Origin of the sequence: Acinetobacter sp. LF10 (genome assembly GCF_048585715.1) — a bacterium.
Classification (GTDB): domain Bacteria; phylum Pseudomonadota; class Gammaproteobacteria; order Pseudomonadales; family Moraxellaceae; genus Acinetobacter.
The window spans coordinates 3,012,817-3,025,787 of record NZ_CP184160.1 but is presented as its reverse complement, the minus strand read 5'-3'; the positions used below and the strand labels follow the sequence as shown (position 1 = coordinate 3,025,787).

Below are 12,971 nucleotides of genomic sequence, written 5' to 3'. Positions count from 1 at the left end.
GGTTGTGATGAGTCGCTCGGAACCCAGCTTGTTGGGACAATGTATAGCTGAATTTTTTGCTACCGCAGTTTTTTTATCTTTTGGTATTGGTGTTGTGGCTGCGCTTAAACTTGCAGGAGCAAGTTTAGGGTTGTGGGAAATCAGTCTTGTATGGGGCTTGGCTGTAGCATTGGCTGTTTATTTATCGGCAGGTATTTCTGGAGCTCATCTCAATCCTGCAGTTACGATCGCATTAGCACTGTTTGCTGGTTTCGATAAACGTAAAGTTCCTTTCTATATTATTTCTCAAGTTTGTGGTGCTGCTTTAGGCGCACTATTGGTCTATGGTTTGTATAGCAATCTATTTATGGATTATGAGCAAACACACCATATGGTACGGGGGAGTGTAGAGAGTTTGGAGTTGGCTGGAATTTTCTCAACCTATCCACATCATTTATTGTCTATTGGACAGGCGTTTATGGTGGAAATGTTTATCACTATGTTATTGCTTTGGCTCATCATGGCGATTGGGGATGATCATAATGGTTTGCCACGTGGTGCTTTAGCACCAATTTTGGTGGGTTTATTAGTTGCTGTCATTGGCGCTTCTTTTGGTCCATTAACAGGCTTTGCGATGAATCCTGCACGTGATTTTGGTCCAAAAGTTGTGGCCTATTTTTCGGGCTGGGGTTCAATTGCTTTTACTGGCGGTCGTGATATTCCTTATTTTATTGTGCCTATCTTTGCGCCGATTGTTGGCGCTTGCTTAGGTGTATTAGGCTATAAATTATTTTTTAGCCATTTCTTGTTAAATAATACGGTTGAGCTTAAACAGACAGCCAATAAACGTGTCTCTGAAATGCAGTAATTTAAGATTGAAAATAATCAAAGGGTGATCAATGGATCGCCTTTTTTATTGCAGGTATTTGAACTTGGAGTCCCTTGTTATCTCTAGGGCTTTGCTTTAAGGTATTCGATTCACTATGGCATATATTGCATAAGATTAGGTTAGAACTCCCATGTTTACAGGCATTATTGAAAGTTTAGGTAAGGTTGAGAGCTTACAAAGTGTAGGCGGTGATGTACGTCTACGTATTCAAACTGATTTGGATATGTCTGATGTGCATTTAGGTGATTCAATTGCCACCAATGGAATTTGTCTCACAGTGATCGAGTGGGGAAGCAATTGGTATGCTGCAGATGTGTCTCGTGAAAGCTTAAATCGAACGACTTTAGGTCAATGGAAAGTGGGTCAATCCGTCAATGTCGAAAAAGCAATGTTGCCAACAACTCGTTTTGGTGGGCATATTGTGAGTGGGCATGTCGATGGTCTTGGAGAAATTACAGTCGTTCGACAAGACGCACGTTCGTTGTATTTTGAGGTGACAGCGCCTGTTGAGTTGGCAAAATATTTAGCTGAAAAAGGTTCTGTAACTGTCGATGGAATTAGTCTGACTATTAACCATCTACGTGGCAATATTCTAAGTTTGAATCTCATCCCTCATACTGCTGAGCGTACCAATATTGGCACATGGCAAGTTGGTACAAAAGTTAATTTAGAGGTTGATGTGCTGGCACGTTATATCGAGCGCTTATTGTTGGGTGATAGAGCAGCGGAACAAAAAACTGAGTCAAACATCAGTATGGCATTTTTAGCTGAGAATGGTTTCTTAAAATAAAAAATGAAACATAAAAAGGCCCAGTTCAAACTGGGCTTTTTTATTATTTTTCATCTGAGAACTTACTATTTTTCAGAATGTAATCAATTTCATCTTGTGCGAGTGCATGTAGTTTTGCTCGGAATACGGTTACGGCTTGTTCTATTAAGTTTTCTGCTTCTAGTTCTAAGCGAACACGCACACTTTCGAGCTCAGATAAGATTTGTTGGTCATCAATCCGAACACGTTGAGCCTGCGCATAATCAATGCTTGGCTGTTCAGGATTCGCTTGATAACGCTCAGTTTGTTGTGCAATTTCTTGATCAATGTGCTGTCGAAGGGCAACAAGATTTTCTGTTTGTTGTTCGAACTGATTTAACTCATCTGCTTGCAGTTGCGCGGCATAAGCAGCTTGGGCAGCACGTTTTTCTTCCAAGGCTTTTTCCAAAGCCAATTGTTTACGGATACGTGCTTGTTCAATCAACTCAGCTTTTAGATTGGCATAGGCTTGATCAATGCGTTGTTGAGAGCGTAGCTGAGCTTTTTCTTCGAGTTGTATCCATGTTTGGATTTGTGTTTGTGGTAGCAGTAGATCACAGATACGAGCTAAATCTTCCTGATAGGTCTGACGTACCGCTTCAGGTGTATTTAACCAACGCTTTTTAAAATCCTGTCCTACATTTAATGCCACACGACACTCCTTACATGATGCTATTGTTTACAGACTTATAATTTAAATGTGCGTGGCTCAATGCCTAAACGACGATACATCTTAAATTTCTCTCGCCCGATCTGTTTTGCAGTTTCATTATTTTCAATAATTTCGATAATGTGGCGAAAATCTTGAGTTTGTTCAAGTGCATGATTGTTAAAATTAAACACAATCCAATCCTTGGATGGCGGTAATTCAGCTGAAATACACACGGGACTATTCAACTGATCAATTCCATGAGGAATAAAGCTACTTGGATCAAAACTCCATAGCTTGTCATCCAACTCATTTTGTAAATTTGAATCAACACAATACCACCAAATCTGTGGGTGCTGATTCAAAATTTTTCGACATAAACGGCAAGCACTTTCGACTTGCCGTTCTATGCTATTTTCAAACAGATAAAAACTAACTTGTGTCATGTGTTAGTTATTCGATTCTGTGCGATTAGCTAAAAACTGCATAAGTAACGGTACTGGACGACCTGTTGCACCTTTGGCTGCACCAGATAACCATGCTGTCCCAGCCACATCAAGATGCGCCCAACGATAATCACGCGTGAAACGTTCAAGGAAACATGCTGCGGTAATTGCACCGCCGTAAGGGCCACCAATATTGGCAATATCGGCAAAAGGTGAATCAAGTAATTCTTGATATTCTTCCATCACAGGCATACGCCATACACGGTCAAGCGATTGCTCACCTGCTTGTTGTAGCTCTTGTACAAGTTCATCATCTGGAGAGAATAGCCCACTGACGACTTTGCCTAGCGCAACAACACATGCACCTGTAAGTGTCGCAATATCAATCACAAGCGCAGGATTAAAACGTTTGATATAAGTGAGGGTGTCACATAGAACCAAACGACCTTCTGCATCCGTATTCAAAATTTCTACAGTTTGACCACTCATGGTCGTCACAATATCACCCGGACGAGTTGCATGGCCGGAAGGCATATTTTCTGCCGCAGCAATTGCGCCAACCACATGGATTGGCAGGCGAGCTTCACAAAGTGCTTGCATAGTACCTAACACTGAAGCAGCACCACACATATCGAATTTCATTTCATCCATGCCTAAGCCCGGTTTTAATGAAATACCCCCTGTATCAAAGGTCACACCTTTACCGACCAATACGACAGGTGCTTGATCAATTTGGGTGTTGTATTCAAGGGTAATAATTCGACCAGGACGATCAGAACCTTTGCTGACAGCAAGAAAAGCATTCATTCCCAAATCAGCCATTTGCTGTTCATTGAGGATGGTGACTTTTAATAGGTCAGGGTATTGTGCTGCAAGAGCAATCGCCTGATCTGCAAGGTATTCAGGGAAGCAAATATTTCCTGGACGATTGCCTAAATCTCGAGCATAGTTTTGTCCAGATTGAACTGCGTGAATTAAATTTAATTGAGCATCATCAAGTGCAGTTTTATCTGCAACCAGATTAATGGTTTCTAAGATGAACTCATTTTTTTTTGATTTAAACTCATCATAAGCATAGGCAGCTTGGGTTAAACTTAAGGCAAATAGGTAATGTAAATCAGTTGGTAATACGCTGAGATCTACAGTGATTTGTCTAAATTTATTTTGTGATGATTTGATAATCGTTTGTGCGAGTTTTGCTAATTTTGTCGCTTTCAATTCTGCACTTTTGCCTAAACCGAGTAAATGTGCATTGGCTTGCACAGAGATATTGGTAATCAGTGCAATATTTTCATTAAAACCAGCTTTGAATTGTGTGGCATTCAGAACATCTTCTAGATGGTTGATTTGATAACTATTTAAGTTCTGTTGTAATTGTTCTGAATCAACCAAAATCCACAAAGATTCACTAGACGACTGTGTTGGGAATGCGGTATGAAGGGTAAATTTCATTGTTTGTATAGAACCTAAGCAGCGAAAAAGAAAGATAAGTCCATTAAACACTTTCGGATATGAGGTTGCAATCCGCAACAAGCGATAGGTTTTATATTTTTAACATTCGGGTAAACTAGCACTACCCCTCGATTGGTCTATTTTTGGAAGCATTACTTTGATTATTCGGCGTTATCTCGTCAAACAAGTGGTCTCCACCTCTTTGGTTGTGACTGCTTTGCTCACTTTAATTATTATGGGGGGGCAGTTAATCAAGATTTTTGGGCGAGCTGCACAGGGTCGTTTAGACGCTAGTGTGTTGCTGAGTATCATTGCTTATCGTTTGCCAGAGTTTCTGACCTTAATTTTGCCACTAGGCTTCTTTATTGGACTCATGTTGGTTTTTGGTCGTCTATATGTTGACCATGAGATGGCGGTTTTAAATGGCAGTGGTGTTAGCCGTAATCAATTAGCCAAACTTTTATTGCCGATGACCTTTGTGTTCTTGTTTGTTCAGGCGATATTGATGTTTTGGGGTTCATCATCGGGGATACGTGCTTACGAAAGTTTAATGCAAACACAAGCAGTGCGAGCAGGTTTTGATTTGGTCCGACCTAAGGAATTTATTTCTTCAGGTCCTTATACCATTTACGCAGGTTCATTGTCTGAAGACCGTAAAAATTTAAAAGATATTTTTTATTATCAAAAAGCAGACCGTGAAGATAAACCTGATGTGATGATTTTAGCCAAAGAAGCGACACGTGTTGAAATGGCAAATGATACCGCCAATGTTGTTGATTTGGTTCAAGGTCGTCGTTACGAAATTTATCCAAACCAGCCACGCTATACCCAAGCAGAATTTCAATCTTATCGTTTACGTTTAGAGAATGATAAAGACGTTAAGTTTGAAAGCGATGATGTTGAAGCTTTATCGATGTCTAAGCTATGGGAACGACGTGATGACCCTGTTATTCGCAGCGAGCTTGGTTGGCGTATCTTTGGTCCATTTGTGATTATTGTTGGATTGATGCTTGCGGTTGCGTTATCTGAAGTAAGTCCACGTCAAGGTCGATATTATCGTCTTATTCCATCTATATTTATTTTTGCTAGCCTTATTGTATTAATGATCGCAATTCAGACACGAATTAGTAAAGGTGAGTTAGATATCTGGGCTTATCCTGTCGCATTAATGATTTATGCCATTGCGGCGGCAATTTTTGCACGGAAACAAAAGTTAGCACCAAAACTTAAGAAAAGTATTCAGCGAGTGGGGTTGTAATGTTAGCACGTCGAATAGTCGCCAAACATGTGACAAAAACCACTGTCCTCGCGATGCTAGGTACAACACTTGTGTTGTCTTTTTTACAAGTATTATTCACTTATTTGGGTGAATTGGGTTCACTCAAGCCAACTTATACTGCGTGGCAAGCATTTCTTTATGTGATGTGGGGCGCACCTCGTTATTTATATGAGATTTTACCTGTGGCAGCACTTATTGGTTCTGTTTTAGGTTTAGGTGCTCTTGCTTCGAATAGTGAACTGATCGTCATGCGTTCGGTTGGTATCAGCCTGTGGCGTATAGTGGGTTGGGTGATGCGCTCAGCTTTACTTTTAATTTTATTGTCTTTTGTATTGAGTGAATGGGTGATTCCTTATACCAATGAAAAAGCACAAAGCATTAAAAAACAACGTAGTGTAGCGGCTCTAGGTGAGGTAAAAGGTTATTGGTCACGTGAAGGCCAACGTTTTATCTATATTGATTATGCGAATTCCCAAGGTCAATTGCGCAATATTCAAGCGATTGATTTTGATCAGAACTATCGATTGCAGTCCTTTGTCACTGCTGAAAAAGGCCAATTTTTAAAAGATGGTCAGTGGACTTTAGAGAAATCACATCAGGTTGATTTACTTGCTCAAGGCAATGCGATTAAAACGGATCACGAGCAACAAGCGTTAGGATTGGCTTTACAACCTAAATATGTACATATGGTGACTTTGGACCCAGACGATTTATCTCCAAGTCAACTGATCAGTTTTATGCAGTACTTAGCGGAATATAGCCAAGTCCCAAAAACCTATGAATTGGCTTTTTGGCAAAAGGTCACAGCACCATTCGCTTTAATTACTTTGGTTTTGATTGCCTGTTCATTTATTTTTGGTCCATTGCGTCAACAGTCGATGGGTTTTCGCTTGGTTATCGCACTTTTCACTGGGTTAGGGTTCTTCTATTTACAAGACTTTTTAGGTTATGCAAGCTTAGTTTATGCACCGTCACCTGCTTGGTTTGTACTGTTACCCGTTGTGCTGATGTTTATGGTTGGTAGTTACTTATTGTATCGAGCAAGGTAGAAAATTAGATTTCTATGCACATTAAAATTATATCTGGTGGACAAACCGGAGTTGATAGAGGTGCTTTAGATGCCGCATTAGATTTAGGGGTGCCGTGTGGTGGTTGGTGTCCCGAGGATCGAATGGCAGAAGATGGAAAGATTCCAGACAAGTATCCTTTAATTATTTTAGCAGAGAGTGGCTATCGAAAGCGGACTAAACAGAATGTTCGAGATAGTGATGCAACGGTCATTATCTATTTCGATTATATTTATCCCAAAGGTGGTACAGAGCTTACGTTATTAGAATGTATCAAGCAGTCCAAAGCATATTTGCTTATTGATGGAAATGAGGTTCCGATTGAGCGAGCAGCAGAGCGCATCTATTTATTTTGTCATCAGAATAATATTACTACTTTAAATGTCGCAGGTCCCAAAGGGGCGAGTTTGCCTCAGGCACATAGTTATACCCAACAAGTCATCACGCAGATGCTCAATAAAATAATTAATCAATATCAGCCCCAAACTTGAATATAAAGATGATTCCCGATGCTTTTGATTGATGAAAGCCATCAGTAACGCCATAGAGAATTACAGTAAATTTGGGTAAAATACGCCGATCAAATGATAGACAAACAGAGACTCCATTATGACGGATGCAAATGCTGGCAAAATTCCTCACGTTCTTGTAATTATGGATGGTGTAGGACATCGTGAAGCAGTTGAAGATAATGCATATTTAGCAGCAAAAACACCAAATCTGACTGCGATGAAAGCAAAGCATCCAAATAGTTTGATTTCAGGTTCTGGCGAAGATGTAGGCCTACCTGATGGACAAATGGGCAACTCTGAAGTTGGTCACATGAACTTAGGTGCCGGTCGTGTTTTATATCAGGACTTTACACGGATTACTAAAGATATTCGGACAGGTGCTTTTTTTGAGCATGAAGTGTTAGTTGATGCAGTTGAAAAAGCCAAAGCAGCAAATGGTGCCGTTCATGTCATGGGGTTGTTATCACAAGGTGGTGTGCATTCGCATGAAGATCATATTGTGGCGATGTGTGAACTTGCATTAAAACGTGGCGCAACCGTATATCTACACGCTTTCCTTGATGGTCGTGATACCCCTCCACGTAGCGCAAAGCCTTCATTAGAAAAATTCGATGCTTTATTTGCCCAGTATCCAAATCAAGGTCGTATCGTTTCGATGATTGGCCGTTATTTTGCAATGGATCGTGATAACCGCTGGAATCGTGTTGAACTCGCTTATCGTTTAATGACAGAAGGCGAAGCAGTTCGTGTTGTAAACTCAGCTGTAGAAGGTTTAGAGCAAGCCTATGCAGCAGAAGAAAATGATGAGTTTGTTCAAGCAACACGTATTGGTGAAATTGCCAAAATCCAAGATGGCGATAGTGTGGTTTTCATGAACTTCCGTGCTGATCGTGCGCGTGAAATCACCCGTGCCTTTGTTGAGAAAGATTTTACTGGGTTCACGCGTAAAGTCGTTCCAAGTTTATCTAAATTTGTGATGTTAACACGCTATCAGGCAAGTATTGATGCACCAGTTGCATACATGCCAGAAGAGCTTAAAAATTCCATTGGTGAATATTTATCTGGTTTGGGCAAAACCCAATTGCGTATTGCTGAAACAGAGAAATATGCACATGTGACATTCTTCTTCAGCGGTGGTCGTGAAGATGAATACCTGGGAGAGAAGCGTATTTTGATTCCCTCTCCAAATGTCGCAACCTATGATCTAAAACCAGAAATGAGTGCTTATGAAGTCACCGATGAATTAGTAAATGCTATTAATTCGGGTGAGTTTGACCTTCTAGTTGTCAATTACGCCAATGGTGACATGGTTGGACATACTGGCGTATTTGATGCAGCTGTGAAAGCAGTTGAAACCGTTGATAAGTGTTTAGGTCGTGTCTATGAAGCAGTAATGGCAAACAAAGGTCATATGTTAATTACAGCTGATCATGGTAATGTAGAGCAAATGCAAGACTACGACAGTGGACAAGTTCATACACAACATACCACTGAATTGGTGCCATTTATTTATGTGGGCCCAACTCAAGCAACGATTGCAGAGGGTGGTGTATTGGCTGATGTGGCACCAACATTACTTCATTTGATGAATATTCCTGTACCTTCCGATATGCAAGGTAAGAATTTAATTACTTTAAAATAAGGTGAACTTATGACCCAACACAACAACATTTATCGAGGGTTCTTTGCGAGTTTGTTGATGTGTTGGGGATCGCATACGTTATCTGCACCTATTACACATGCCTCAGGATGGGGGGAAGAGACTACAAGTCGGAATGCTGAAGTGCCACTTGAATCTATTCAGCAATTTGTACAGATTTATGGGATTGTGAAAGATAACTACGTTGATAAAAAAACAGACGATGCACTCTTTCAGCAAGCAATCAAAGGGTTGGTGAGTGGTTTAGATCGTTATTCTCGTTATTTATCGGCTGAAGAATACCGCCAGCTTATTCAATACACTGAAGGTGATCTTGCTTCTGTTGATTTCAATTTAAATTACGATGCTCATACTCGTTTATGGCAAATTCAAGACCTAAAATCAGGATCTGATTCTAGTAAGTTGGGATTGCGTAATGGGCAGGTCATACTCAAAGTCGATAATCAAGAATTAAAGAGTTTAAATCAGGATCAAGTGCAAGGTCTGCTTTATGGCTCGATAGGCAGTACCGTACAAATACAACCAGAAAATAATAATAGTACGGTGATTTTGGTTCGAAATAAAAAAGTTGAGACAGATATTGAACCTGTTTTACTACATAATCAGGTACTTGTGCTGAAAATTAGGGTTTTTCAACAAGATACAGCCAATGAGATTAAACGTTTAATTGAAGAATATAGTTCAACTAAACTAAAAGCGGTGGTTATTGATCTACGCAATAATCCAGGTGGTTTGTTGTCTTCGGCTGTTGAATCGACAGACTTATTCCTAAATCAAGGATTGATTGTAACGACAAAGAGTCGTTCAGAAGGAGATCAACAATTTCAGGCTTTACCCTCGAATGAGTTTCAAAATATTAAGCTTGGAATTTTAATTAATCACCGTTCAGCCTCGGCAGCTGAAGTATTCACCGCAGCATTAAAAGAACATAAACGTGCATGGGTGGTAGGTGAAAATAGCTATGGAAAAGGTGTAGTACAAAAATTATTTCCATTACCGAGTGGTGCTGCACTGCAAATGACGGTGTCACATTACTACACGCCGAATGGTAATATGATTGAAGGGCAAGGAATTCAACCGAATCAAACTTATCCGTTGTTACCTGAAATGAAAGAAGATAGTTATTTGGAACATGTCACAGATTTGGTTATAAAAAGTAAAATTTAGTCAAAAATAAAGCCCCTATTTAGGGGCTTTATTGTTAACGCTTATTCATCATCTTCGGTATCTAAACCAAACTTCTTCAAACGATAGCGTAAAGAACGGAAGGTCATTCCTAATTTTTTAGCCGCTAAAGTTCGATTCCAATGGGTTAAATTCAGTGCATTGAGAAGAATTTCTTTTTCAATATTTTCTAAATAGAGCTCCAGTCCTTCAGGTGGTAGCTTTTTAGAACCCATAGGGCTAGTGCTTATCGCATGATCATTTTCATCTTGTGTTGAAAATGAGACTATTGGCGTTGCAATAGGGCTACGTAGAGGAGCTGTTTGAAGATGGGCTAGATCAATAGTTTCATCATCACTGAGCGTAATTGCACGTTCAATAATGTTGCGAAGTTCACGAACATTACCTGGGAAATATTGCTGTAATAAGAACTGTTCTGCGCGAGAAGAGAGGGTTTTAACCGATACTTCCCATTCTTGGCTGATCTTTTGAATAAAGTGGCTTGCAAGTAGTAAAATATCTTGTCCACGTTCGCGTAATGGTGGAAGCACAATATCCATTACATGTATACGGAAAAATAAATCTTGTCTGAAGCGACCTTGTTGTACTAGTAATTCGAGATCTTGATGACTTGCACTGATGACACGGAAATCAACATCAATTTCTTGATCTGAGCCAACAGGGCGAATTTTCTTTTCTTGTACAGCACGAAGCAGTTTTACCTGCATACTTAAGGGTAATTCAGCGATCTCATCTAAGAATAAACTACCCCCATGTGCGGAAAGAATGAGACCTTGTTTGTCTTGGGTTGCGCCTGTGAAGCTGCCTTTTTTATGACCAAATAATTCACTTTCCATTAACTCTGTTGGAATAGCACCACAGTTGATCGCAATAAAAGGTCCTTCGCTACGATTACTCAGACGATGAACTAAATTGGCAACAACTTCTTTTCCTGTCCCTGATTCACCGGTAATAAAGACAGGGGCTTGAGATCGAGCAATTTTCTTTAAAGCAATTCGTAATTGTTGAATAGGCGTAGAACGACCAATCAGAAGTTTATTTTCTAGTGCACTCTCAGCAGCTTCTTGTTCAGGCTGTGGTCGATTCAATGCTTTTTGAATCAATTGATCTAGGTGAGTTTGATTGACAGGTTTACTGACAAAATCAAAAGCACCTGCTTTTAATGCAGCAATTGCAATATCCATATTGCCATACGCTGTTAATACTGCAATCGGTGTGTTGGGATAGTTTTGTGTGACATGTTTAACCAAGTCCAGACCGTTGCCATCTGGGAGATTCAAATCTGTTAAACAAGCATCGTACTGAAACTCGGTAAAGAATTTTTTTGCTTGCTCTACGCGATAGGCAAGATGAGTTTTAATGCCCATTCGTGCGAGCGTCATTTGCATTAAAAGACATAAGTCTTCTTCATCGTCTACGAGTAAGACGAGTGGTTGTTTAATTGCCATTTCCCCGAAAAACCTAATCTAATCAATGAATTTTTGAGCATTCAATCCTGAAACATGCTCCTTGTTGTCGCTCTACGTAAGTGAGCTTTGCATGATTTGCCTCACAAAAAGTATGAGACAAATACAATCCTAAACCAGTTCCTTTAATTTCGGTACTAAAAAATGGTTTGAATAGCTGAGAAATATCTCGTTTTGCGACCCCTGTACCAAAATCAATCACATCAATACATGTTCTGCCATCTTTTAAGTCTACATTCACTTCAATAAATTGAGCATCAGCTGCATTGTGCCGCAGGGCATTTCGAATCAGATTAATTAAAACTTGACGTAATTGTTTCTCATCAAAAAGAATATTAATTCGTTCTGCAAGATTGAGTTTAATCATATGTTTCGCATCGACTAGATCTTCATTCAATAGGCTTTCAAAAAAATCAGCAAGTTGAATGACTTGTGGCTCAGTTGGTTTGTTGCGTGCCATGCCTAATGTGTCTTGTACAATATTATCAATACGTCTAGCTTGTTTGCTGATCATACGACAGAGCATTTCTTGTTGATGACTATCACTTTCTTTAAGTAATTCATTGGCCTGCACAATCGCCGCTAAAGGGTTGCGAATTTCATGTGCAATACTTGCAGAGAGTTGACCAAGCGCGGCCAGTTTTAATTGTTGAACTTGTTGCGTGAGTTTTTGTGCATCTTTCAAGATAAGTAAAATTAATGATTGTTCGGGGACGATTAGGTGTTTAACACGGACATTGATCGTATAAGGACTTTGTTGTGATTCAAAACTAAATTCTTCACCATCTTCTAAATCACTAAATTTAATCAGTTCAAATAAATCAGGTTGCCATTTGAGCAGAGGAGTTTTTTCTGGAGAAACAGGGATTTGAATGCCTAATAATGTGTTGGCTGCTGGGTTACTCAACACAATATGGTTGCTATGATCTAATACCAAATAGCCATCTTCGATTTGCTCCAAAATATAGCGGTTAATATTTTGCAGCTGATGAATTTCAATAGACTGATGAAAAGTGAGTGTTTCTAAAATCTTAAATCTTTGAACGGCAATACGACCAATTGCATGAACCACAAAAAATAAAAAGGCAAGAAATGCGCTATTGCCTAAGTTATTTAAATTATTGTAATCGAAGAAATTGCCAAGGAAACGCTGGTAAACCACCATAATAACAGCAAAAAGCGTCACGATGAGAGATAGGTGGGCATTTAATAGAATTGCAGATGAGAAAATAATAATCACATACAGCAAACTGAGTTGTAAGTTGGGTCCTCCCGCAGAGAAGGTAATGATACTCAAGCAGGCAATATCCACAATAAAGACGAAAATGAGTTGTTTCGTAACATGTAATGGAATGAGCTTGAGTATGAAGAGTTGAAAAATGTTGATGCAGATATAGCAGACTAACGTATAGAAATATAAAAAAGGGTAATCGTAGTTGGTGGAAAGCTGTTCCGCAGTGAGTAAGTAAATAAGAATTAGACTGATTGAAATAATCAGTCGATATCCACTATACCAAATTCCGAGCCGATAAACGGTTTGGGACACTGATGACGCAATTTTTCCCAACATAAGCGATCA

The 12,971-nt window shown here is 39.6% G+C and carries 12 protein-coding genes; 7 read left to right on the top strand and 5 right to left on the bottom strand.

Features of this window, described 5'->3' with window-relative positions; genetic code table 11:
• Positions 1 to 7: 7 nt before the first annotated feature.
• Entirely contained in the window at positions 8 to 847 is an 840-nt protein-coding gene (locus ACN19N_RS14530) for an MIP/aquaporin family protein (RefSeq protein ID WP_420001633.1), read from the top strand.
• A 151-nt stretch (positions 848 to 998) separates the two neighbouring features.
• A complete protein-coding gene (locus ACN19N_RS14525) occupies positions 999 to 1,658 on the top strand; it encodes a riboflavin synthase (RefSeq protein WP_046738931.1) in 660 nt (219 codons plus the stop codon).
• A 43-nt stretch (positions 1,659 to 1,701) separates the two neighbouring features.
• Here ACN19N_RS14525 and blhA read toward each other — a convergent pair whose 3' ends face one another.
• From blhA to ACN19N_RS14510, 3 genes are read right to left on the bottom strand one after another with little or no spacing between them, the layout of a single operon-like run.
• On the bottom strand, positions 1,702 to 2,328 hold the full coding sequence (gene blhA, locus ACN19N_RS14520) for a cell division protein BlhA (RefSeq protein ID WP_420001632.1): 627 nt from the start codon (positions 2,326 to 2,328) through the stop codon (positions 1,702 to 1,704).
• Between the two features lie 35 nt (positions 2,329 to 2,363).
• Positions 2,364 to 2,771, bottom strand: a complete 408-nt coding sequence (locus ACN19N_RS14515; RefSeq protein ID WP_269229058.1) for a DNA polymerase III subunit chi — start codon at positions 2,769 to 2,771, stop codon at positions 2,364 to 2,366.
• 3 nt (positions 2,772 to 2,774) lie between these two features.
• A complete protein-coding gene (locus ACN19N_RS14510; protein ID WP_420001631.1) occupies positions 2,775 to 4,223 on the bottom strand; it encodes a leucyl aminopeptidase in 1,449 nt (482 codons plus the stop codon).
• 157 nt (positions 4,224 to 4,380) lie between these two features.
• Here ACN19N_RS14510 and lptF point away from each other — a divergent pair, with 157 nt between their 5' ends.
• The 5 genes from lptF (at position 4,381) to ACN19N_RS14485 (ending at position 9,908) form a co-directional block, all read left to right on the top strand.
• The gene (lptF, locus tag ACN19N_RS14505; RefSeq protein ID WP_269238915.1) at positions 4,381 to 5,481 is read left to right on the top strand and encodes an LPS export ABC transporter permease LptF; all 1,101 of its coding nucleotides are present in this window, start codon (positions 4,381 to 4,383) and stop codon (positions 5,479 to 5,481) included.
• A complete protein-coding gene (lptG, locus tag ACN19N_RS14500; protein ID WP_420001630.1) occupies positions 5,481 to 6,551 on the top strand; it encodes an LPS export ABC transporter permease LptG in 1,071 nt (356 codons plus the stop codon). The genes lptF and lptG overlap by 1 nt, the downstream gene beginning before the upstream one ends.
• Positions 6,552 to 6,565: 14 nt before the next feature.
• Positions 6,566 to 7,060, top strand: coding sequence for a putative molybdenum carrier protein (locus ACN19N_RS14495; RefSeq protein WP_420001629.1), 495 nt, complete (start codon positions 6,566 to 6,568; stop codon positions 7,058 to 7,060).
• 118 nt (positions 7,061 to 7,178) lie between these two features.
• A complete protein-coding gene (gene gpmI, locus ACN19N_RS14490; protein WP_420001628.1) occupies positions 7,179 to 8,723 on the top strand; it encodes a 2,3-bisphosphoglycerate-independent phosphoglycerate mutase in 1,545 nt (514 codons plus the stop codon).
• Positions 8,724 to 8,732: 9 nt separating this feature from the next.
• A complete protein-coding gene (locus ACN19N_RS14485; RefSeq protein WP_269229052.1) occupies positions 8,733 to 9,908 on the top strand; it encodes a S41 family peptidase in 1,176 nt (391 codons plus the stop codon).
• Between the two features lie 41 nt (positions 9,909 to 9,949).
• Here the strand turns inward: ACN19N_RS14485 and ACN19N_RS14480 are convergent, their stop codons facing one another.
• On the bottom strand, positions 9,950 to 11,374 hold the full coding sequence (locus tag ACN19N_RS14480; RefSeq protein ID WP_269238919.1) for a sigma-54-dependent transcriptional regulator: 1,425 nt from the start codon (positions 11,372 to 11,374) through the stop codon (positions 9,950 to 9,952).
• A gap of 22 nt (positions 11,375 to 11,396) precedes the next feature.
• The gene (locus tag ACN19N_RS14475; RefSeq protein ID WP_293738412.1) at positions 11,397 to 12,962 is read right to left on the bottom strand and encodes a sensor histidine kinase; all 1,566 of its coding nucleotides are present in this window, start codon (positions 12,960 to 12,962) and stop codon (positions 11,397 to 11,399) included.
• Positions 12,963 to 12,971 lie beyond the last annotated feature (9 nt).

Excerpts from the sequence above, each read along its gene's own strand:
- ACN19N_RS14530 (WP_420001633.1), top strand. The coding sequence starts at position 8 with ATGAGTCGCTCGGAACCCAGCTTGTTGGGACAATGTATAGCTGAATTT.
- ACN19N_RS14525 (WP_046738931.1), top strand. The coding sequence starts at position 999 with ATGTTTACAGGCATTATTGAAAGTTTAGGTAAGGTTGAGAGCTTACAA.
- ACN19N_RS14515 (WP_269229058.1), bottom strand. The coding sequence starts at position 2,771 with ATGACACAAGTTAGTTTTTATCTGTTTGAAAATAGCATAGAACGGCAA.
- ACN19N_RS14510 (WP_420001631.1), bottom strand. The coding sequence starts at position 4,223 with ATGAAATTTACCCTTCATACCGCATTCCCAACACAGTCGTCTAGTGAA.
- lptG (WP_420001630.1), top strand. The coding sequence starts at position 5,481 with ATGTTAGCACGTCGAATAGTCGCCAAACATGTGACAAAAACCACTGTC.
- ACN19N_RS14495 (WP_420001629.1), top strand. The coding sequence starts at position 6,566 with ATGCACATTAAAATTATATCTGGTGGACAAACCGGAGTTGATAGAGGT.
- gpmI (WP_420001628.1), top strand. The coding sequence starts at position 7,179 with ATGACGGATGCAAATGCTGGCAAAATTCCTCACGTTCTTGTAATTATG.
- ACN19N_RS14485 (WP_269229052.1), top strand. The coding sequence starts at position 8,733 with ATGACCCAACACAACAACATTTATCGAGGGTTCTTTGCGAGTTTGTTG.
- ACN19N_RS14480 (WP_269238919.1), bottom strand. The coding sequence starts at position 11,374 with ATGGCAATTAAACAACCACTCGTCTTACTCGTAGACGATGAAGAAGAC.
- ACN19N_RS14475 (WP_293738412.1), bottom strand. The coding sequence starts at position 12,962 with ATGTTGGGAAAAATTGCGTCATCAGTGTCCCAAACCGTTTATCGGCTC.